The sequence below is a fragment of the Micromonospora sp. NPDC048907 genome (assembly GCF_055586885.1).
Window position 1 is genome coordinate 292069 of record NZ_JBVJHI010000001.1, and the last position, 19190, is coordinate 311258.

The 19190-nt window shown below is 73.1% G+C and carries 21 protein-coding genes; 15 read left to right on the forward strand and 6 right to left on the reverse strand.

Going from position 1 to position 19190, the window contains the following annotated elements; all coding sequences use genetic code 11:
- Position 1: 1 nt before the first annotated feature.
- The gene (locus tag ACZ6PY_RS01495) at positions 2-505 is read right to left on the reverse strand and encodes a GbsR/MarR family transcriptional regulator (RefSeq protein ID WP_466068227.1); all 504 of its coding nucleotides are present in this window, start codon (positions 503-505) and stop codon (positions 2-4) included.
- Between the two features lie 85 nt (positions 506-590).
- On the opposite strand from ACZ6PY_RS01495, the gene ACZ6PY_RS01500 reads away from it, so the two are divergent.
- Both ACZ6PY_RS01500 and ACZ6PY_RS01505 read left to right on the forward strand, forming a co-directional pair.
- Complete coding sequence (locus ACZ6PY_RS01500; RefSeq protein WP_466068229.1) at positions 591-1493, forward strand: ABC transporter ATP-binding protein; 903 nt, start codon at positions 591-593, stop codon at positions 1491-1493.
- The gene (locus ACZ6PY_RS01505) at positions 1490-3082 is read left to right on the forward strand and encodes an ABC transporter permease (protein ID WP_466068231.1); all 1593 of its coding nucleotides are present in this window, start codon (positions 1490-1492) and stop codon (positions 3080-3082) included. The genes ACZ6PY_RS01500 and ACZ6PY_RS01505 overlap by 4 nt, the downstream gene beginning before the upstream one ends.
- 86 nt (positions 3083-3168) lie before the next feature.
- On the opposite strand, the gene ACZ6PY_RS01510 is transcribed toward ACZ6PY_RS01505, so the two are convergent.
- Entirely contained in the window at positions 3169-3501 is a 333-nt protein-coding gene (locus ACZ6PY_RS01510; protein WP_091261368.1) for an STAS domain-containing protein, read from the reverse strand.
- Positions 3502-3651: 150 nt separating this feature from the next.
- Here ACZ6PY_RS01510 and hemL point away from each other — a divergent pair, with 150 nt between their 5' ends.
- The 6 genes from hemL to ccsB all read left to right on the forward strand — a co-directional run bounded on the left by hemL (position 3652) and on the right by ccsB (position 9711).
- Positions 3652-4989 (forward strand): glutamate-1-semialdehyde 2,1-aminomutase, encoded by a 1338-nt coding sequence (gene hemL / locus ACZ6PY_RS01515; protein ID WP_466068232.1) that lies wholly within the window; start codon positions 3652-3654, stop codon positions 4987-4989.
- A 64-nt stretch (positions 4990-5053) separates the two neighbouring features.
- The gene (locus ACZ6PY_RS01520; RefSeq protein ID WP_313723553.1) at positions 5054-5701 is read left to right on the forward strand and encodes a histidine phosphatase family protein; all 648 of its coding nucleotides are present in this window, start codon (positions 5054-5056) and stop codon (positions 5699-5701) included.
- Positions 5701-6273 carry a TlpA family protein disulfide reductase gene (locus tag ACZ6PY_RS01525; RefSeq protein ID WP_466068233.1) on the forward strand — a complete coding sequence of 191 codons (573 nt, stop codon included), beginning with the start codon at positions 5701-5703 and terminating at the stop codon, positions 6271-6273. Before ACZ6PY_RS01520 ends, ACZ6PY_RS01525 begins: the two co-directional genes overlap by 1 nt.
- Positions 6273-7109 carry a cytochrome c biogenesis CcdA family protein gene (locus ACZ6PY_RS01530; protein ID WP_466068235.1) on the forward strand — a complete coding sequence of 279 codons (837 nt, stop codon included), beginning with the start codon at positions 6273-6275 and terminating at the stop codon, positions 7107-7109. Before ACZ6PY_RS01525 ends, ACZ6PY_RS01530 begins: the two co-directional genes overlap by 1 nt.
- Complete coding sequence (resB, locus tag ACZ6PY_RS01535; protein ID WP_466068236.1) at positions 7109-8731, forward strand: cytochrome c biogenesis protein ResB; 1623 nt, start codon at positions 7109-7111, stop codon at positions 8729-8731. The genes ACZ6PY_RS01530 and resB overlap by 1 nt, the downstream gene beginning before the upstream one ends.
- Positions 8731-9711: a c-type cytochrome biogenesis protein CcsB gene (ccsB, locus tag ACZ6PY_RS01540; protein ID WP_466068238.1), complete on the forward strand. Its 981-nt coding sequence runs from the start codon at positions 8731-8733 to the stop codon at positions 9709-9711. Before resB ends, ccsB begins: the two co-directional genes overlap by 1 nt.
- 148 nt (positions 9712-9859) lie before the next feature.
- Here the strand turns inward: ccsB and ACZ6PY_RS01545 are convergent, their stop codons facing one another.
- A complete protein-coding gene (locus ACZ6PY_RS01545) occupies positions 9860-10330 on the reverse strand; it encodes a MarR family winged helix-turn-helix transcriptional regulator (RefSeq protein ID WP_466068240.1) in 471 nt (156 codons plus the stop codon).
- A 64-nt stretch (positions 10331-10394) separates the two neighbouring features.
- Between ACZ6PY_RS01545 and ACZ6PY_RS01550 the strand changes: the two genes are divergently transcribed.
- Entirely contained in the window at positions 10395-10955 is a 561-nt protein-coding gene (locus ACZ6PY_RS01550; protein WP_466068242.1) for a carboxymuconolactone decarboxylase family protein, read from the forward strand.
- A gap of 6 nt (positions 10956-10961) precedes the next feature.
- On the opposite strand, the gene ACZ6PY_RS01555 is transcribed toward ACZ6PY_RS01550, so the two are convergent.
- On the reverse strand, positions 10962-11834 hold the full coding sequence (locus ACZ6PY_RS01555; RefSeq protein ID WP_466068244.1) for an alpha/beta fold hydrolase: 873 nt from the start codon (positions 11832-11834) through the stop codon (positions 10962-10964).
- Positions 11835-12006: 172 nt separating this feature from the next.
- Here ACZ6PY_RS01555 and ACZ6PY_RS01560 point away from each other — a divergent pair, with 172 nt between their 5' ends.
- Positions 12007-13467: a menaquinone biosynthesis decarboxylase gene (locus tag ACZ6PY_RS01560; RefSeq protein WP_262283390.1), complete on the forward strand. Its 1461-nt coding sequence runs from the start codon at positions 12007-12009 to the stop codon at positions 13465-13467.
- On the forward strand, positions 13467-14381 hold the full coding sequence (mqnP, locus tag ACZ6PY_RS01565) for a menaquinone biosynthesis prenyltransferase MqnP (protein ID WP_466068245.1): 915 nt from the start codon (positions 13467-13469) through the stop codon (positions 14379-14381). The genes ACZ6PY_RS01560 and mqnP overlap by 1 nt, the downstream gene beginning before the upstream one ends.
- 7 nt (positions 14382-14388) lie before the next feature.
- Here mqnP and ACZ6PY_RS01570 read toward each other — a convergent pair whose 3' ends face one another.
- Positions 14389-15348: a terpene synthase family protein gene (locus ACZ6PY_RS01570; protein WP_466068246.1), complete on the reverse strand. Its 960-nt coding sequence runs from the start codon at positions 15346-15348 to the stop codon at positions 14389-14391.
- Between the two features lie 156 nt (positions 15349-15504).
- On the opposite strand from ACZ6PY_RS01570, the gene ACZ6PY_RS01575 reads away from it, so the two are divergent.
- Positions 15505-16149: a UbiX family flavin prenyltransferase gene (locus tag ACZ6PY_RS01575; protein ID WP_466068248.1), complete on the forward strand. Its 645-nt coding sequence runs from the start codon at positions 15505-15507 to the stop codon at positions 16147-16149.
- A 53-nt stretch (positions 16150-16202) separates the two neighbouring features.
- Here the strand turns inward: ACZ6PY_RS01575 and ACZ6PY_RS01580 are convergent, their stop codons facing one another.
- Positions 16203-16469 carry a BldC family transcriptional regulator gene (locus ACZ6PY_RS01580; protein WP_013473529.1) on the reverse strand — a complete coding sequence of 89 codons (267 nt, stop codon included), beginning with the start codon at positions 16467-16469 and terminating at the stop codon, positions 16203-16205.
- A gap of 268 nt (positions 16470-16737) precedes the next feature.
- Between ACZ6PY_RS01580 and ACZ6PY_RS01585 the strand changes: the two genes are divergently transcribed.
- Genes ACZ6PY_RS01585 through cds1 form a run of 3 tightly spaced genes read left to right on the forward strand, consistent with a single transcriptional unit; the run spans position 16738 to position 19187 of the window.
- Positions 16738-17196, forward strand: coding sequence for an Lrp/AsnC family transcriptional regulator (locus tag ACZ6PY_RS01585; RefSeq protein WP_466068249.1), 459 nt, complete (start codon positions 16738-16740; stop codon positions 17194-17196).
- A 46-nt stretch (positions 17197-17242) separates the two neighbouring features.
- A complete protein-coding gene (locus ACZ6PY_RS01590; protein WP_466068251.1) occupies positions 17243-18085 on the forward strand; it encodes an SDR family NAD(P)-dependent oxidoreductase in 843 nt (280 codons plus the stop codon).
- A 10-nt stretch (positions 18086-18095) separates the two neighbouring features.
- Positions 18096-19187, forward strand: coding sequence for an L-cysteine desulfhydrase Cds1 (gene cds1, locus ACZ6PY_RS01595; protein ID WP_466068253.1), 1092 nt, complete (start codon positions 18096-18098; stop codon positions 19185-19187).
- The last annotated feature ends 3 nt before the right edge of the window (positions 19188-19190 follow it).

Here is a 19190-nt window from a genome sequence, read left to right on the forward strand (position 1 = left end):
CTCAGGCGTCCGCCCGGTCGCCGTGTCCCGTCGCGGCACGCCGGGCCCGCCACCGTTCGCCGAGGGCGTCGATCTCCTCCTGGACGAAGAGGAAGAAGTCCCGCATCTCGGCCACGCGCTCGCCGGCCGGGGTGTCCCGCCCCAGCAGCGCGTCCACCCCGCCGTTGGCGATGTCGATGAAGTTCTTGTAGAGGCCGGTCTTGGTGATGGTGGCCTCGTACCAGGGGTTGGCCGGCATCCGGTAGCGGTCCCGGCGGGAGCCCTTGACGGGCTCGCGGACCAGCATGGCGAACTGGGTGAGGTAGCGGACGGCGCCGGACACGGCCGCCGCGCTCACCCCCAGCCGCTCGCCGATCTCGGCGGCGGTCAGCGGCTCGTCCGCGCTCATCACGGTGAAGAGGACCCGGCCGGCCATCCGGGGGAAGCCGACCTCCGCGAAGGCCATCGCCATCCGTTCGACGAAGAGGTGGACCTCTTCCTCGTCCCGGTGAGGCGGCTGGGTCATCGGTGTCGTCTCGTTCATCACACCTGATCGTCTCCCAGATCTCACTGTCTTCACAAGTTTGTGAAACGAGCGTAGCTTCCGAAGTATGGAAACTCCCATTGAGGTGTCCGGCCTGGTGAAGACCTTCGGCCGGACCCGAGCGCTCGACGGACTCGACCTGACCGTCCGCGCCGGCGAGGTGCACGGCTTCCTGGGCCCCAACGGCTCCGGCAAGTCGACCACCATCCGGGTGCTGCTCGGACTGCTGCGGGCGGACGCGGGGGCTGTTCGCCTGCTCGGCGGCGATCCCTGGCGGGACGCCGTCGCCCTGCACCGCCGGCTCGCGTACGTGCCCGGCGACGTCACCCTCTGGCCCAACCTGAGCGGCGGCGAGGTGATCGACCTGCTGGGCCGGCTGCGCGGCGGGCTCGACCCGAAGCGCCGCGCCGAGCTGCTGGAGTCCTTCGAGCTGGACCCGCGCAAGAAGGGCCGCGCCTACTCCAAGGGCAACCGGCAGAAGGTCGGCCTGGTGGCCGCGCTCGCCTCCGACGTCGAGCTGCTCATCCTCGACGAGCCCACCTCCGGGCTCGACCCCCTCATGGAGGAGGTCTTCCAGCACTGGGTGCGCCGGGCCAAGCAGGACGGCCGCACCGTGCTGCTCTCCAGCCACATCCTGGCCGAGGTGGAGGCGCTCTGCGACCGGGTGACGATCATCCGGAACGGCCGGGCCGTCGAGTCCGGCACCCTCACCGAGCTGCGCCACCTGCACCGCACCTCGATCGACGCCGAGGTGACCGCCCCGCTGAACGGGCTGGCCGACCTGCCGGGCGTGCACGACCTGCGGGTGGACGGCAACCGCGTCCGCTTCGACGTGGACACCGCCGCGCTGGACGTCGCACTGCGTCGCCTCACCGAGCTGGGCGTCCGCAGCCTGGTCAGCACGCCGCCGACGCTGGAGGAGCTGTTCCTGCGGCACTACGAGGCGGTCCCCGAGGAGCTGGCCCGATGAGCACCCTCACCGGAACCTGGCAGCTGGCCCGGCTCGTGCTGCGCCGGGACCGTCTCGTGCTCCCGCTCTGGGTGCTGTTCCTCGCCGTGCTGCCGACGACCTACGCGACCAGCTTCTTCGAGCTGTTCCCGACCGACGCCGACCGGGCCGCGTACGTCACCGGGACCGCCCGCAACCCGTCGATCATCGCGCTGCTCGGCCCGGTCTACGGGGACAGCGTCGGCGCGCTGACCGCCCAGCGGGGCGGCTTCCTGCTGGTCATCGTGGCGCTGGCCAGCCTGCTCACCGTCGTGCGGCACACCCGCGTCGAGGAGGAGGCCGGCCGGCGGGAGCTGCTCGGCGGCGGGGTGCTGGGCCGGCACGCCGGGCTGACCGCCGCGCTGCTCGTCACGTACGCGGCCGACGTGCTGCTGGGCCTGCTCACCGCGGCCGGGCTGGCGTCCACCGGGCTCTCCGCCACCGGCTCGTACGCGTACGGCCTCGGCACGGCGCTCACCGGCGTGGTCTTCGCCACCCTCGGCGGCCTGACCGCCCAGCTCACCGAGACGGCGGGTGGGGCCCGGGGCATCGGGATCGCCGTCCTCGGCGCCTCCTTCGCGCTGCGGATGGTGGGGGACACCGCCGCCAACGACTGGCCGAGCTGGCTCTCCCCGCTGGGCTGGGCGCCCCGGATCCGGCCGTTCGAGGGGGAACGCTGGTGGGTGCCGGTGCTGCCGCTGGTCGTGTCGGTGCTGCTCGCCGTGGTCGCGTACCCGGTCTCGGTGCGCCGCGACCTGGGCGCGGGGGTGCTGCCGCCCCGGCTCGGGCCGGCCACCGCCGGCCGGGGGCTCGCCGGCCCGTTCGGGCTGGCCTGGCGGCTGCACCGGGGTCAGATCCTCTGGTGGTCGGTCGGCTTCGGCCTCCTCGGGCTGATCCTCGGCGGCGCCGCAGAGGCGGCCGGCCGTTCGGTCGAGGGAAACCGGGAGCTGGAGCAGATCATGGCCCGGATCGGCGGGGCCTCCGGCCTGGCCGACGCCTACCTGGGTGCCACGCTCAGCCTGGCCGGTCTGGCTGCCGCGGGCTACGGCATCCAGGCCGCGCTGCGGATGCGCGCCGAGGAGTCCGCCGGGCACGCCGAACCGGTGCTCGCCACCGGCGCGCACCGCTCCACCTGGCTGCTGTCGCACGTGGTGTTCGCGCTGGTCGGCCCGGCCGTGGTGCTCGCCGTCACCGGCCTGGCCACCGGGCTGACGTACGGGTTGAGCGTGCACGACGTGCCGCGGGAGCTGCCGCGGATGCTCGGTGCCGCGCTGGCCCACGTGCCCGCCGCCTGGGTGCTGGCCGGGCTCGCCGTGCTGCTCTACGGCCTGCTGCCCCGGCTCGCTTCGGTGGCCTGGGCGGGTCTGGCGGTCTGCGTGCTGCTCGGCCAGCTCGGCGCGGTGCTCGAACTCGACCAGTGGCTGCTGGACCTGTCCCCGTTCACGCACACTCCCCAGGTCCTCCGCGACACCTGGAGCGCCACCCCGCTCTGGACGCTGGCCGCCGTGGCGCTGGCCCTGACGGCGGCCGGCCTGACCGCCTTCCGCCGCCGCGACGTACCGGTCATCTGACCCTCGACCTGTCGATCATGAGGTTGGCGGCACCTGTGGAGATCCACATCGCCGCCAACTTCATGATCGACGCGAGAGGTGGCGCCTCAGGGGGCGGTTTCGTTGCGGATCATCAGGGCCGAGCGGAGGCCGGTGATGTCCAGGACGCGGAGGAGGAAGTCGCCGACGTTGCTCAGGACCAGCAGGCTCTGGGCGTGGCTGGCCTTGCGGCTCAGCACCACGAGCGTCCCGAGGCCCTGCGAGTCGCAGAAGGTGACCCCGCCCAGGTCGAGCACGATGCGCGGCGGGGGGTCGGCCAGCACCTCGTTGACGACTGTCGACAGCTGGGCGGCCGTGAGCATGTCGATCTCACCGGCGAGGCGAAGCACCGCTTCGTCACCCGTCCGGTGTAGCGTGATGGACAGTTCGGCACGATCCACCCGGTCACCCTATCGCGATCTCGACCCACGGGCCCGTCGAGCGACCCGGCGGTCGCTGGCCCGCGCCGCAGCCGCAGGGCGTGAGCCCGGTAACCCTCGGTGCGGGGTGCCTGCCGATCAGCCGCCCGGCGCTGACACAATGGCGGCATCGTGACCGATACCTTTTCCGCCGGATCCGGCCGCTACCCGGCCGACGCACCGGCCTCCGAGGCCCTGTTCGACCGCGCCAAGGCCATCGTGCCCGGCGGGGTCAACTCCCCTGTGCGCGCGTTCCGTGCCGTCGGCGGCACCCCGCGCTTCATGGTCCGGGGGGAGGGTCCCTGGCTCTTCGACGCCGACGGTCGCCGCTACGTCGACCTGGTCTGCTCCTGGGGCCCGCTGATCCTCGGTCACGCCCACCCCGCCGTGGTCGAGGCGCTGCGCGAGGCCGCCGGGCTCGGCACCAGCTTCGGCACCCCCACCCCGGGCGAGGTCGAGCTGGCCGCGGAGATCGTCGCGCGGACCCCGGTGGAGCAGGTCCGCCTGGTCAACTCGGGCACCGAGGCGACCATGTCGGCGATCCGGCTGGCCCGCGGGTTCACCGGCCGGGCCAAGATCGTCAAGTTCTCCGGCTGCTACCACGGCCACTCCGACGCGCTGCTCGCCGCCGCCGGCTCCGGCGTGGCCACCCTCGGCCTGCCCGACTCGCCCGGCGTCACCGGGGCGGCCGCCGGCGACACCATCGTGCTGCCGTACAACGACCTGCGCGCGGTCGAGGAGGCCTTCGCCGCCGAAGGCCCGCACATCGCGGCGATCATCACCGAGGCGGCGGCCGGCAACATGGGTGTGGTCGCCCCGCGCGGCGACTTCAACCAGCAGCTCGCCCGGATCGCCCACGCACACGGCGCGCTGCTCATCGTCGACGAGGTGATGACCGGGTTCCGGGTCTCCCGCGGCGGCTGGCACGGCCTCGACCCGTCCGACGCCGACCTGTGGACGTACGGGAAGGTCATGGGGGGTGGCCTGCCCGCCGCGGCGTTCGGCGGGCGCACCGAGATCATGGCGAAGCTCGCCCCGGCCGGCCCGGTCTACCAGGCCGGCACCCTCTCCGGTAACCCCCTCGCGTGCGCCGCCGGCCTGGCCACGCTGCGGCTGGCCGACGACGCGCTCTACCGCCGCCTCGACGAGACGGCCGCCGCGGTGGGCAAGCTCGCCACCGAGGCGCTGGCCGCCGCCGGGGTCCCGCACCGCCTGTCGTACGCGGGCAACATGTTCTCGATCTTCTTCACCGACGCCGACGTGACCGACTACGACAGCGCCCGCACCCAGCAGGTGCCCGCGTTCAAGGCGTTCTTCCACGCCATGCTCGCCGCCGGCGTCTACCTGCCGCCGAGCGCGTTCGAGTCCTGGTTCGTGTCGGCGGCGATCGACGACGCCGCCCTGGAGCAGATCGCCGCGGCCCTGCCGACGGCGGCGAACGCGGCAGCGGCGGCAGGACACGGGGGGTAACGGTGAGCGCGAGGAGTGAGCCGGTTCTGCGAGCCCCGCAGTCGCGAACGAAGGGGGCTCAAGCGTGAGCGAGACGGTGGTCCACGTGCTGCGGCACGGCGAGGTGTACAACCCGGACGGCATCCTCTACGGCCGGCTGCCCGGGTTCCGCCTCTCCGAGCTGGGCGTCCAGATGGCCAAGGCGGCGGCCCAGGCGCTCGCCGAGCGCACCGTGGTGCACGTGGTGGCCAGCCCGCTCGAGCGTGCCCAGCAGACCGCCGAGCCGATCGCCGCCCAGTTCGGGCTGCCGGTCGGGGTGGATGAGCGGCTGATCGAGAGCGCGAACTGGTTCGAGGGCAAGAAGGTGTCCCCGGGCGACGGCTCCTTCCGCGACCCGCGCAACTGGTGGGTGCTGCGCGACCCGGTCACCCCGTCGTGGGGCGAGGCCTACCGGGTGATCGCCGAGCGGATGTTCGGCGCGCTGCACGCCGCCCGGATCGCCGCAGAGGGGCGGGAGGCGGTGCTCGTCTCGCACCAGCTGCCCATCTGGACCCTGCGCCGCTACGTCGAGCGGAAGCGGCTCTGGCACGACCCGCGCAAGCGGCAGTGCGGCCTGGCCAGCCTCACCTCGTTCCACTTCGACGGTGCCAAGATCGTCGGCATCGGCTACTCCGAGCCCGCGGCCCACCTGGTCTCGATCTCGCCGACCGCCCGGACGGCCAAGGGAGCCTGATGCCCAGCCGGAGGCTCGTCGCCGCCCTGCTCGCCGCCGTCACCGCCGGGACGGCGCTGGTCGGCTGCACCTCCGGCAGCGAGGAGAGCCGCTGCGCGAGCGACGGCGTCACCATCACCTGCGCCCCCGACCAGCGGTCGAAGACGCCGAAGGTGAGCGGTGAGCTGCTCACCGGCGGCAGCTACGACATCGCCGAGGCTCGCGGCCAGGTGGTCGTGGTCAACTTCTGGGGTTCCTGGTGCGCGCCCTGCCGGGCGGAGGCGGACGACCTGGAGGCCGTGCACCAGGCCACCAAGGCGTCCGGTGTCGCCTTCCTCGGCATCAACGTGCAGGACAGCAAGGACAAGGCGGTCGCCTTCGAGGAGGGCCGGGTCACCTATCCGAGCCTCTTCGACCCGGCCAGCCGGCAGGCGCTCAACTTCGACATCCCGCCCAACACCACCCCGGCGACCGTCGTCCTGGACCGCGACGGCCGGGTCGCCGTGGTGATCCGCCGGGCGATCACCCGGGACGAGCTCCAGCCCGTCGTCGAGCGGATCGCGGCCGAGCAGCCGGCGTCCGGATCCCGCTGATGGGCGAGACCTTCCGCCAGCTCGCCGAGTCCGGCCCGCTGCTGCTGGCCGTCGGTGCCGCGGCGCTCGCCGGGCTGGTCAGCTTCCTCTCCCCGTGCGTCCTGCCGCTGATGCCCGGCTACCTGTCGTACGTCACCGGGCTGGCCGGGGCGGACCTGGAGGGCCGGGCCCGGCCGGCGGCCCCCGCACCCGTCGCGGACGAGCCGGGCGGCGGCGTGGCGGTCGCGGCGCCTCCGGCGGCACGGCCGGCCGTCGCCGTGAAGGGGCGGGTGCTGGCCGGCACCATGCTCTTCATCGCCGGCTTCACCGCGGTGTTCACCGCCACCGCGATCCTCTTCTCCGGCGTCGGCAAGCTCCTCTTCCAGTACGAGCGCACGTTGGAGATCGGCATCGGCGCCCTCGTCGTGGTGCTCGGCCTCGGGTACCTGGGCGTGGTCCCCGGCATGCAGCGCGAGTTCCGCATCCGACGGCTCCCGGCCGCCGGCCTGCTCGGCGCCCCGGTCCTGGGCGCCGTCTTCGCGCTGAGCTGGCTGCCGTGCACCGGCCCGACCCTCGGCGCGGTGCTCGGCATGGCCACCGTCGACGGGCGGACCGACCGGGCCGTGCTGCTCGCCGTGGCGTACTGCCTCGGGCTGGGGGTACCGTTCGTCGTCTTCGGGCTGGGCTTCCACCGCCTCCTCGGGGTGTTCCGCGCCGTCCGGCGCAACAGCCGCTGGGTCACCCGGATCGGCGGCGCGCTGCTGATCCTGATCGGCGTGGCGCTGGTCACCGGCGGCTGGCAGGACTTCGTGATCTGGTTGCAGACGCACGTGGGCGTGGGCGAGGTGAGCATCTGATGACGACCGTGGACGACCGCCCGGACGCGCCGCCCGCCGGCGCCCCCCGGCGACGGGCCAACCCGGTGCTGGCCCTGCTGCGCAACTCGTGGCGGCAGCTCACCAGCATGCGCACCGCGCTGATCCTGCTCTTCCTGCTGGCGATCGCCGCCATCCCCGGCTCGGTGCTGCCACAGCGGGGGGTCAGCCCGGAGAAGGTCAACGAGTACTTCGTCGACCACCCCGACCTGGCGCCCCGGCTCGACCAGCTCGGCATGTTCGAGGTCTTCGGCTCGGTCTGGTTCTCCGCCGTCTACCTGCTGCTGTTCACCTCGCTCGTCGGCTGCATCCTGCCCCGCGCCCGCGACCACGTCCGCGCGCTGCGGATGCGGCCGCCCGCCGCGCCGAAGCGCCTGGAGCGGTTGCCCCAGCACGCCGTGCTGGAGGCCCCGGCCGCCGCCGACCCCGAGGCGATCGCGGCGGTGCTGCGCCGCCGCCGCTGGCGGGTCACCGTCCGCGGCAACGAGGTCTCCGCCGAGAAGGGCTACCTCAAGGAGACCGGCAACCTGCTCTTCCACGTCTCGCTGGTCGCCGTCCTGCTCGGGGTCGCGCTCGGCTCCTGGTACGGCTGGCACGGCAACCGGATCCTGGTCTCCGGAGCGGACAACGCCTTCTGCAACACCCGCCAGCAGTACGCCGAGGCGTCGCTCGGGCCGCGCGTCGACAGCGCCGACCTGCCGCCGTTCTGCCTCACTCTGGACCGGTTCGAGGCGGAGTACCTGGCGTCCGGGCAGGCCTCCCGTTACTGGGCCACGGTGACCGTGGACCACCGGGACGACGAGTCCACGCGGACCGCCGGCTTCTCGGTCAACTCGCCGCTGCGGCTCGGCCCGGCCAACGTCTACCTGCTCGGCAACGGGTACGCGCCGATCCTCAGGTACACCGACAAGTACGGCCGCACCCAGACCAGCACGGCGCCGTTCCTGCGCAGCGGCGACCAGAACGCCACCGAGGAGGGCGTGGCCGCCTTCCCGGACGCGAACGTCGACCCGAAGACCGGTAAGCGCGCCCCCGATCAGCAGGTCGCCTTCGACGGGCTCTACCTGCCCACCGCCCCCGACCGCGCGCCGTTCGTCGCGTCCCAGTTCCCCGCCGAGCGGAACCCCGCCGTGGTGCTGGCCGCGTACCGGGGCAACCTGGGGCTGGACGCCGGCATCCCCGGCTCGGTCTACAAGCTCGACCAGGAGCAGGTCGCCAACGGCAAGCTCAAGCAGATCGGCGAGAAGGTGCTGCGCCCCGGCGAGAAGTGGACGCTGGACGACGGCAGCACGCTGGAGTTCGTCGGCACGAAGCCGTACATCACCATCTCGGTCCGGCACGCCCCCGGCCAGACTCTGATGCTGGTCGCCTGCGCGACGCTGCTCCTCGGGCTGATGGGCTCGCTGTTCGCCCGGCGGCGCCGGGTCTGGTTCCGGGTGACGCCCCCGGCGGATGGATCTCCGACGAGCGGTAGTAGCTTGGTGGAGGCCGGTGGGCTGCCGCGCACCGAGCATCCAGGGTTCGCCGACGAGTTCGCACAGCTCGTCGCCGCGGTCAGCGACGACGGGCGGGACGACCCGCGGGCGCGAGAAGGAGACGAGTGATGTCCGCACTCTCCGACCAGCTGGTCACGTTCGCGATCCTGGCGTACCTGGTCGCGATGATCAGCCACGCCGTCGAGTACGCCCTGGGCAACGCCCGGAAGGTGCCGGCGGCGGCCCCGGCCCGGGAGCTGGTCGGCGCCGGCGTCGGCGGCCCCGGCGGGACGGTCGAGGAGCCGGCCCGTCCGGTCGCCCCGGACGCGGCCCGAGCCGGCCGCTCCGCCGCCCGGGCCGCGCTGGCCGGGCGGATCGCCGCCTGGATCACCGTGCTCGCCGCCGCGCTGCACCTGGGCGCGGTGGTCACCCGGGGCATCGCCGCCGAGCGGATGCCCTGGGGCAACATGTACGAGTTCGTGCTGACCGTCACCTGGATCGGGGCGGCCGCCTGGCTCGCGGTGCTCTGGAAGCAGCCGTCGCTGCGCCGGCTCGGGCTGTTCCTCACCCTGGTCATGGTGCTGCTGCTGGCGTTCGCCGAGCTGAAGCTCTATGTGCAGGTCGTGCCGCTGATGCCGGCGCTGCAGTCCTACTGGTTCGTCATCCACGTGTCGACGATCATCTTCGCCTCCGGCATCTTCCTGCTGGGCGTGGTGCCGGCCGTGGCCTACCTGATGCGGGCCGGCTGGGAGCAGGGGAAGCGGAGCTTCCCGTACACCCTGGCCCGGCGGCTGCCGGCGGCGGCCGGCCTGGAGCGGCTGACCTTCACGCTGCACGCCTTCGCCTTCCCGGTCTTCACCTTCGCGGTGATCGCTGGTGCGATCTGGGCCGAGGCGGCCTGGGGCCGCGCCTGGGGTTGGGACCCGAAGGAGACGTGGGCGTTCATCTCCTGGGTGGTCTACGCGGGCTACCTGCACGCCCGGGCCACCCCGAGCGTCAAGCGCAACGTGGCCACCTGGATCTCGGTCGTGGGCTTCCTGACCATGCTGATGAACCTGTTCGGGGTCAACTTCTTCTTCACCGGCCTGCACTCCTACGCCGGCGTCTGACCCGCGCGCTTCCGGCCGGTCAGCACCCCGTCGACGCGCAGGGTGACCTGGTAGGCCACCTCGGGGAGGTCGGCCAGGTCGAGGCGGTCGTCCATGCCCAGATCGTGGCGCCAGCGCAGGGCGGTGGGTCAAGGCGCGACGATGTTTGTCACGCGCCGAACCAGCCGGGGACGTCGAGGCGGAAGACGTCGGCCGGCACCATCCGGCGCAGGTCGTCCTCGATGGCGGCGACCCGGTCGGCGCCGAGGGCCGCCGCCCAGCGGTCGCGCAGTTCGTCGAAGACGACCGCCGAGCGGCGCAGCCCGTCGCGGCCCTTCGCCGTCATCCGGACCAGCTTGCGGCGGGCGTCGGCCGGGTCGTCGGCGCGTTCCAGGTAGCCGAGCGCGACCAGCCGGTCGACGGTCTTGCCGGCCGCCTGCTTCGAGACGCCGAGGCGTTGCCCGAGGTCGGACGCCGTGGTGCCGGCGGCGCCGACGGCCTGGAGCACGAAGCCGTGGGCCGGGCGCAGCTCGGGGTGCCCCTGCCGGGCCAGTTCGGCGTGCAGGTCGTCGATGAGCGTGCGGAAGCCGGCGAGCAGCAGCAGCGGGAGTACGAAGCCCGGGCGGTCAGGCGTTGCCATGTTCGACAACCTCGTTTACTATTCCGTCAACCACGTTGACTATCTTACGCGAGGGGTGCCCGTCATGTCCCGTCCGGTCTTCACCGCCCACACCCCCGACACCGCGCCCGCCGCCGCCCGTCCCACGATGACCACCATCCACCGCACGTTCGGCCACCTCCCCGGCGCGGTGGCTCTCATGGCCGAGTCGCCCGAGCTGCTCAAGGGCTTCCTCGCCGCCAACGCGGTCTTCGAGTCCACCGACCTCGACCCGGTCGCCCGCGAGGTGGTCGTGCTGACCGTGGCCACCCGCAACGAGTGCCACCTCTGCGTGGCCATGCACACCGCGACGCTCACCCGTCAGGGCGCGGCGCCCGCGCTGATCGAGGCGCTCCGGGCCGGCGCCGCGCTGCCCGACCCGCGTCTGGAGGCGCTGCGCCGGTTCACCGTCGCCGTGCTCGACCACCGGGGCGCCGTGCCGGACGGCGACCTCGACGCCTTTCTGGCCGCCGGCTGGCAGCCCCGGCACGCCCTCGACGTGGTGCTCGGCGTCGGCACGTACACGATCTCGACCTTCGCCAACCGGCTCACCGACGCGCCCCTCGACCCGCCCCTGGCCGCGTACGCCTGGCAGCCGGCCGCCTGAGCCGGCTCAGCCCCTCAGGAACGACAGCAGCAGGGCGGTCAGCTCGGCCGGCCGCTCCTCGAAGAGCCAGTGGCCGCAGTCCTCCACCACCTCGCCGGTGACCGTCTCGGCGTACCCGCGGACCTGGGCGGCGACCTGCTCGCCCAGGCTCGCCCGGGCACCCACGGCGAGGACCGGCATGGGCAGCTTCGTCTTGCGGTACGCCGCGTTGTCGGCCACGTCCCGGTCCAACGCCCGGAAGTACTCGAAGCTGGCCCGCAGATGGTCGGGATCGCGCAGGTGCCGGGCGTACTCCGCCACGTCGTCCGGGCCGATGCTGCCCTTGTTCACCATGATCGAATCGGTGAAACGGTCGACCCAGACCGCCTCCCGGCCGGTGACGAGCTGCTCGGGCAGGCCGTTGGTGAGGCTGAAGAAGCCGAAGTTCCACACGGCCGGGCCGGCGGCGGTCAGGGCCGGCAGGGCGTAGATGCTCTCGTCGGGGATGGGCGCCTCGGTGAGCACCAGCCGGGCGACCTGCTCTGGATGGGCGGCCGCGTACGCGTAGGCGACCATCGTGCCCAGGTCGTGGCCGACCAGCCGGATGTCGCCGGCCAGGCCGAGGCCGGTGAGCAGGCCGTGCACGTCGGCGGCGAGGGTCTTCTTGTCGTACCCGCCGGCCGGGGCGTCGCTGTCGCCGAAGCCGCGCAGGTCCGGCGCGACCACCTCGAACGTTCGACCCAGCTCCGGTAGGAGGTGCCGCCACATGTGCCAGCACTGGGGATAGCCGTGCAGCAGCACCAGCGGGGGACCGCTGCCGCCGCGGAGGACGTTCATCGTGATCTCGCCGACCCGCGTCCGCTGCTCCGCGAATCCCGCCGGAACCCGTCCGTCTCCCATGCGTCGCCCTCCGCCCCCGGTCGGCCGCCCGTCTACCCCACCGGCTCCCTTCCATGCCGCTGGCTGTCAAGAGGGGACCCCTGCACTACCGGAGGCGTTAACAGGGGGCCCCTCCTTACATCACAGCCCCCGGCGTGGGCGATGGGGGAGGGTGTGCGGGAGACTGGCGGGCATGGCGGCTCGTGGCTTCCCGTACACCGATCTCAAGGATTTCCTCGCGGCCCTGGAGGCCGCGGGCGAGCTGCGGCGGGTGAGCGTCCCGGTCGACCCCACGCTGGAGATCAGCGAGGTGGTCACGCGGACCGTCCGCGACGGCGGCCCGGCGCTGCTCTTCGAGCGGCCCACCCGGGGTGAGATGCCGGTGGCGATCAACCTGTTCGGCACCGAGAAGCGCATGGCCATGGCGCTCGGCGTCGACACGCTGGACGAGATCGGCGAGCGGATCGGCGCGATGATCAAGCCGGAGCTGCCCGTGGGCTGGTCCGGCATCCGCGAGGGCCTCGGCAAGGTCATGCAGCTCAAGTCGCTGCCGCCGCGGAAGGTCAAGACCGCCCCCTGCCAGCAGGTGGTCTACCGCGGTGACGACGTCGACCTAAACCGGCTGCCCGGCCTCCAGGTCTGGCCCGGCGACGGCGGGATCTTCCACAACTTCGGGCTGACCCACACCAAGCACCCGGAGACCGGCAAGCGCAACCTCGGCCTCTACCGGCTCCAGCAGCACGGCCGGAACACCCTCGGCATGCACTGGCAGATCCACAAGGACTCCACCGCCCACCACGCCGTCGCCGAGCGGCTCGGCCAGCGGCTCCCGGTCGCCATCGCGATCGGCTGCGACCCGGTCGTCTCGTACGCCGCCACCGCGCCGCTGCCCAGCGACATCGACGAGTACCTGTTCGCCGGCTTCCTGCGCGGTGAACGGGTCGAGATGGTCGACTGCCTGACCGTGCCGCTGCAGGTGCCGGCGAACGCGCAGATCGTGCTGGAGGGCTACCTGGAGCCCGGCGAGCGGCTGCCCGAGGGCCCCTTCGGCGACCACACCGGCTTCTACACGCCGGTCGAGCCGTTCCCGGTGCTGCACGTCGAGACGATGACCATGCAGCGCGACCCGGTCTACCACTCGATCATCACCTCGAAGCCGCCGCAGGAGGACCACGGCCTCGGCAAGGCCACCGAGCGGATCTTCCTGCCGCTGCTCAAGCTGATGATCCCGGACATCGTCGACTACGACCTGCCGGCCGCCGGCGTCTTCCACAACTGCGCGATCGTCTCCATCCGCAAGCGCTACCCGAAGCACGCGCAGAAGGTGATGAACGCGATCTGGGGCGCGCACCTCATGTCGCTGACCAAGCTCATCGTGATCGTGGACGAGGACTGCGACGTGCACGACTACAACGAGGTCGCCTTCCGCGCCTTCGGCAACGTCGACTACGCCCGGGACCTGCTCGTCACCGAGGGCCCGGTGGACCACCTGGACCACGCCTCGTACCAGCAGTTCTGGGGCGGCAAGGCGGGCCTCGACGCGACCCGCAAGCTGCCCACCGAGGGCTACACCCGGGGTTGGCCCGAGGAGATGACCATGTCGCCCGAGGTGGTCTCGCTGGTCGACAAGCGCTGGAAGGAGTACGGCATCTGATGGCCACCGTCACCGAGGTCCCCGTGGAGCGCCCGGGCCGGGTCAAGTCCTTCCTCAAGCTGGTCACGATCGAGCACTCGGTCTTCGCGCTGCCGTTCGCGTACCTGTCGGCGCTGACCGCCATGCAGGTCGACGGCGGGCGGGTGCGCTGGCTCGACCTGCTGCTGATCACCGTGGCGATGGTCGGCGCGCGGACGTTCGCCATGGCCGCCAACCGGATCCTCGACCGGCGGATCGACGCGCGGAACCCGCGTACCGCCAACCGGGAGCTGGTGACCGGGGCGGTGAGCGTGCGGACGGCCTGGACCGGCGCGGCCGTCGCGCTGGTGGTCTTCCTGGCCGCCGCCGCCCTGCTCAACCCGCTCTGCCTGGCGCTCGCCCCGCTCGCCGTGGTGCCGCTGGTCGTCTACCCCTACGGCAAGCGGTTCACCAACTGGCCGCACGCCATCCTGGCGATCGCCCAGGCGGTCGGCCCGGTCGGTGCCTGGCTCGCCGTCACCGGAACCCTCGCCGGCTCCGGGCCGGCCTGGCTGCTCGGCGCGGCCGTCGGCCTCTGGATCGGCGGCTTCGACCTCATCTACGCGTGCCAGGACTCCGAGATCGACCGGGAGATCGGGGTGCACAGCGTTCCCGCCCGCTACGGCCGGCGTTTCGCGCTGCACGCCTCCACCGTCGCGCACGTGGTCACCTTCGCGCTGTTCATCTGGTTCGGCGCGCTGGTCGGCTTCGGCTGGCTCTGGTGGATCGGGCTCGCGCTCACCGCGGTCGCCTTCGGCTACCAGCACCTGGTGGTCAGCCCGACCGACCTGAGCAAGGTCAACCGGGCGTTCTTCACCGCCAACGGCTTCGTCGGCATCGCGCTGTTCGTCTTCGCCCTGCTGGACCTGGTGGTCCGCCTGGACCTGCGCCCCTGACCGGGCGTCACCCGGCCACCGGGTAGCGGGCGCTCTCCATCGTCCAGTCGATCGTGCCGCGGACCGCGTTGGCGAGCCCGTCGAGGTGGGCGGTGACCGCCTCGTCCAGCGCCGGCCCGAACGACGGCACCGCGGCGCGCAGCGCCACGAAGCGGGCCATCTCCGCGCGCCAGCGCTCGGCGACCACGTCCACCGCGGCCGGCACCGGCACGCCCCGCTCGGCGGCCACCGCCAGCACCAGGTTGTGTCCGCCGGCGCCGGCCCGGTCGCGCTCCAGCGAGGCCAGGTCGTTGTACCAGGACAGCAGGTCGTTGGCCAGGTCGCCGAGCCGGCGCAACGCGGGATGGTAATAGGCCGCGTCGGGCAGCGGCCGCCCGGCGGCGAACTCGATCAGGGGGTACGACACGTACGCCGCCGAGGTGGCCCGGCGCAGCTGCACGTACTCGGCGACGCCCGGCGGTCGCCCGGCGACGGTGGCGACCGCCTCCCGCCAGGCCCCGTCGAGGTGGTCGGCCACCGCGTCGGCGAAGCGCAGCCGCCAGCGGGCCGGCATCCGGCGCCGCGGCTCCCGCCACGCCTGGACCAGCAGCCGGCGCAGCGGGCCGGAGAAGCCGGGATGGCGGGCCCGGGGACCCTCCCGGAGCAGGGCCAGCGCGCCGTCGCGCAGCGCCCGGATCTGCGCCGGAGCGAGCCGGTCCGGCCCCTCGCAGGCGTCGTCCACCAGGAAGAACCACGTGAACAGGGCGGCCAGTGCCCGCAGGTCGGGCTCGCTGGCCTCCGGGTAGAGGCGGCCGGCGTAGCGCGCGAAGCCGGCCCGGGCCAGCCGCTCCCGCATGGCCGGATCCAGCGGCAGGCCGAGCCGGTCGAGCTGGCCGACGAGCCACTCCTGCACCGCGTCGGCGTGCGGGGAGAGCCGGGGCGCGATCGGACAGTCGGAGCGCAACGCCCGCAGCACCGCCGCCGTCATCACCGGTCCCTTCCATGGACGTGGATCTCCGGGGAAGAATCCCACGTTCCCGGTGGGCCCGCCGACCCGCCGGACAACGCCGCTGGTCGCGGACAAGCGGGACACACCGCCGGGGTGGGCGCCCGCGCTCCGGGTCGACCAGGCAGGCTGGACGGCATGCGCGAACCATGGGTGGTCGGCGTCTCCGGCGCCTCCGGCACGCCGTACGCCGCCGCGGTCGTCCGCGGCCTGCTCGACGCCGGCCAGGCGGTGGACCTCATCGTCTCCCGGGCCGCCCGGCTGACCATCCTCGACGAGACCGGCCGGGCGTTCCGCGACGGTCACTGGGCCGAGGACCTGGCCGCCTGGCTGGGCCGCGATCTCGCCGACGCGGACCTGCGGCACTGGCCGGCCGGTGACCTGGCCGCCGGCCCGAGCAGCGGCTCCTACCGGGTACGCGGCATGGCTGTCGTCCCGGCCAGCACGGCGGCCTGCGCCGGCATCGCCATCGGGCTGTCCAAGGACCTGTTGCAGCGCGCCGCCGAGGTGAACCTCAAGGAGCGGAGGCCGGTGGTGGTGGTCCCCCGGGAGACGCCGGTGACCCGCAGCCACCTGGAACACCTCATCGCGCTGCACGACGCCGGGGCGGTGGTCCTGCCGGCGAGCCCCGGCTTCTACGGCGCCGGGGCGGCGGCCTCCGCACAGCAACTTGTCGACTTCGTGGCCGGGAAGGTGCTGGACGCGCTCGGCGTGCCGCACACGCTGTTCCGCCGCTGGTCCGGTGAGCTGGCCGCCGCCCGCCGGAACGTGGACCCGGCCTGACGGCGCGGATCGGGACGCGGACCGAGCCGGACCGCGCCCCGATCGGTGTCGCCTCAGTACATTCCGGCGTTCGCCGGCCCTGGGCCGGTCGAGGCGGTCGGACCCATGTTCCGTGCCTTGCCCATGTCCTCCGCCTCGTCCAGCATGCCCTCCCCCTCAAGCAGGGCCCGCACCTCGGATTCCCGAAACCGGCGATGCCCGCCTGGAGTCCGGATGCTGCCGATCCGGCCGGCCGCTGCCCATCTGGTGACGGTCTTCGGGTCAACCCGAAACAGCGCGGCGACCTCACCCGGTGTCAGCAGGCGATCTCCAGTGTCCACAGCCCCCTCCTCGCGTCGACGAAGCCCCCGGCTGAACACACTGCCCCCGGCCGGTGCGAGCCCAGAGCCGTCATGAGGGACGTATGGCAATTACAGCACCAGCGACCTGGCCTGTCCGCCAAACGCGAAAAACGCACACAGTGAGAAGTTAGTAAATGCTACCGGTGTAGAACCCCCGTGACTGCACGTTTGTGAACGGCAACGTGACGTCATGTTCAACTGATGCCCGGTGTCGGGCGTTACGCCCGAAAGGATAGGGTCACTCTCCGTGGACGCGATCGATCTGAGCCTCGTGGAGCTGTTGCGGGGCAACGCCCGCCTGTCGTACGCCGAGCTGGCCCGCCAGGTCGGCCTCTCCGCCCCGGCCGTGCACGAGCGGGTCGGGAAGCTGGAGTCGAGCGGCGTCATCCGCGCGTACCGGGCCGAGGTGGAGCCGGAGGCGATCGGGCTCGGCGTCACGGCGCTGATCGGCATCGTGGAGGACTCGAACGCGGACACCGACGACGTGCTGGAGGCGTTCCGCCAGATCCCGGAGATCGAGTCCTGCTACTTCATGGCGGGCGTCGAATCGTTCCTGCTGAAGGCCCGGGTGGGCACCATCGCCGAGCTGGAACAGCTGATCGTCCGCCTGAACCGGACCGCCGGGGTGGCCTCCACCCGCACCGGCATCGCCCTGTCGACCAAGTGGGAGAACCGGCCCCAGCCGCTCGAACCCGCCGCCTCCTGACCGCTCGCTCTGGTCCCGGCCGCCCCGGGGGCGCTACCGTGCGCCGATGACGACTCCGGAGCGGGGCGCCGCCGTGGTGACCGGGGCGGCCGGCGGCCTCGGCCGGGCCATCGCCGCCGCGCTGCACGCCGACGGCTGGCGGGTGCTGCTCACCGATCTGGACGCCGGAGCCGTGTCCACCGCGGCGGCACCCCTCGGTGGCTGGTCCCGCCCGCTCGACGTCCGCGACGAGGCGGCCTGCGCGACCGTGGCCGGCGAGGCGGCCGGGGCGCCGGGCGGGCTCGCGCTCTGGGTCAACAACGCCGGCATCCTGGCCACCGGGCCGTCCTGGACGCACGACGCGGCGACCCGGCGCCGGCTCGTCGAGGTGAACGCGCTGGGTGCGATGAACGGCACCCACGCGGCCCTGACGGTGATGCGGGCGCAGGGCCACGGCCACGTGCTCAACGTCGTCTCCCTGGCCGGGCTGGTCGCCGCACCCGGCGAGACCGTCTACGCGGCCAGCAAGCACGCCCTGCTGGCGTTCAGCCTCGGCACCCTCGCCGACCTGCGGATGGCCGGCGTCCGGCGCGTACACGTGTCGTGCCTCTGCCCGGACGGGATCTGGACGCCGATGCTCCACGACAAGCTCGACGACCCGGGGGCCCTGGCGTCGTTCACCGGGTCGCTGCTCACCCCGGAGCGGGTCGCCGCGCGGGCCGCGCGGCTGGCCCGGCGGCCCCGGCCGGTGGTCAGCCTGCCGCGCTGGCGCGGCGCCCAGGTGCGGCTCCTGGACGCCTTCCCCCGGCTCGCCCTGGCCCTCACCCCGGTGGTCCGGGCCGCCGGCCGGGCCGGCCAGCGCCGGCAGGCGCGCCGGGCGGGTCCGGAGGCGAGCGGGCCTCGCTTGTAACGTTGGCGGCGTGACTCATCTCGACCGGTGTGACGAGGCCAGCCGGAGCTGGGTGACCGAGGCCATCGCCGCGGTCGAGGCGGACGCCAACCGCTCCGCCGACACCCACCTCCTGCCCTTCCCGCTGCCCCGGGAGTGGGGCATCGACCTCTATCTCAAGGACGAGTCGGTGCACCCCACCGGCTCGCTCAAGCACCGGCTGGCCCGCTCGCTGTTCCTGTACGGGCTCTGCAACGGGTGGATCGGCCCGGAGACCACAGTCGTCGAGGCGTCGTCCGGGTCGACCGCGGTCTCCGAGGCGTACTTCGCGCGGATGCTCGGGCTGCCGTTCATCGCGGTCATGCCCGCCACCACCTCGCCCGAGAAGATCGCCCAGATCGAGTTCCAGGGCGGCCGCTGCCACCTGGTGCGGGACCCGGCCAAGGTGGTCATCGAGGCGCGCTGGCTCGCCGAGGACAGCGGCGGGCACTACATGGACCAGTTCACCTACGCCGAACGGGCCACCGACTGGCGGGGCAACAACAACATCGCCGAGTCGATCTACGCGCAGCTCGCCCTGGAACGGCACCCCGTGCCGGCCTGGATCGTGGTGGGCGCCGGCACCGGCGGCACCAGCGCGACCATCGGCCGGTACGCCCGCTACCGCCGGCTGCCCACCAAGCTCTGCGTGGTCGACCCGGAGAACTCCGCGTTCTACCCGGCGTGGCAGGCCGGCGACTGGTCGGTCCGCACCGACAAGGGCTCCCGGATCGAGGGCATCGGCCGGCCCTGCGTCGAGGCGTCCTTCCTGCCCAGCGTGGTGGACCGGATGATGCAGGTGCCGGACGCCGCCTCGCTGGCCGCCATGCGGGCCGGCTCGGCGGTGCTCGGCCGCCGGGTGGGCGGCTCCACCGGCACCAACCTCTGGGGGGCCTTCGCGCTGATCGCGGAGCTGCTGGCCGCCGGCCGGACCGGCTCGGTGGTCACCCTGATCTGCGACCCGGGCGACCGCTACGCGCACACCTACTACGACGACGGGTGGGTGGCCGCGCAGGGCCTCGACCTCGCCCCGCACCTGGCCACCATCGACCGTTTCCTGGCCACCGGCGCCTGGCCGGCCTGAGCC

What these genes read in the sequence shown, in the direction of transcription:
- ACZ6PY_RS01495 (WP_466068227.1), bottom strand. Translation starts at nt 505, where the DNA reads ATGACCCAGCCGCCTCACCGGGACGAGGAAGAGGTCCACCTCTTCGTC.
- ACZ6PY_RS01500 (WP_466068229.1), top strand. Translation starts at nt 591, where the DNA reads ATGGAAACTCCCATTGAGGTGTCCGGCCTGGTGAAGACCTTCGGCCGG.
- ACZ6PY_RS01505 (WP_466068231.1), top strand. Translation starts at nt 1,490, where the DNA reads ATGAGCACCCTCACCGGAACCTGGCAGCTGGCCCGGCTCGTGCTGCGC.
- ACZ6PY_RS01525 (WP_466068233.1), top strand. Translation starts at nt 5,701, where the DNA reads ATGCCCAGCCGGAGGCTCGTCGCCGCCCTGCTCGCCGCCGTCACCGCC.
- ACZ6PY_RS01530 (WP_466068235.1), top strand. Translation starts at nt 6,273, where the DNA reads ATGGGCGAGACCTTCCGCCAGCTCGCCGAGTCCGGCCCGCTGCTGCTG.
- resB (WP_466068236.1), top strand. Translation starts at nt 7,109, where the DNA reads ATGACGACCGTGGACGACCGCCCGGACGCGCCGCCCGCCGGCGCCCCC.
- ccsB (WP_466068238.1), top strand. Translation starts at nt 8,731, where the DNA reads ATGTCCGCACTCTCCGACCAGCTGGTCACGTTCGCGATCCTGGCGTAC.
- ACZ6PY_RS01545 (WP_466068240.1), bottom strand. Translation starts at nt 10,330, where the DNA reads ATGGCAACGCCTGACCGCCCGGGCTTCGTACTCCCGCTGCTGCTGCTC.
- ACZ6PY_RS01550 (WP_466068242.1), top strand. Translation starts at nt 10,395, where the DNA reads ATGTCCCGTCCGGTCTTCACCGCCCACACCCCCGACACCGCGCCCGCC.
- ACZ6PY_RS01555 (WP_466068244.1), bottom strand. Translation starts at nt 11,834, where the DNA reads ATGGGAGACGGACGGGTTCCGGCGGGATTCGCGGAGCAGCGGACGCGG.
- ACZ6PY_RS01560 (WP_262283390.1), top strand. Translation starts at nt 12,007, where the DNA reads ATGGCGGCTCGTGGCTTCCCGTACACCGATCTCAAGGATTTCCTCGCG.
- mqnP (WP_466068245.1), top strand. Translation starts at nt 13,467, where the DNA reads ATGGCCACCGTCACCGAGGTCCCCGTGGAGCGCCCGGGCCGGGTCAAG.
- ACZ6PY_RS01570 (WP_466068246.1), bottom strand. Translation starts at nt 15,348, where the DNA reads ATGACGGCGGCGGTGCTGCGGGCGTTGCGCTCCGACTGTCCGATCGCG.
- ACZ6PY_RS01575 (WP_466068248.1), top strand. Translation starts at nt 15,505, where the DNA reads ATGCGCGAACCATGGGTGGTCGGCGTCTCCGGCGCCTCCGGCACGCCG.
- ACZ6PY_RS01590 (WP_466068251.1), top strand. Translation starts at nt 17,243, where the DNA reads ATGACGACTCCGGAGCGGGGCGCCGCCGTGGTGACCGGGGCGGCCGGC.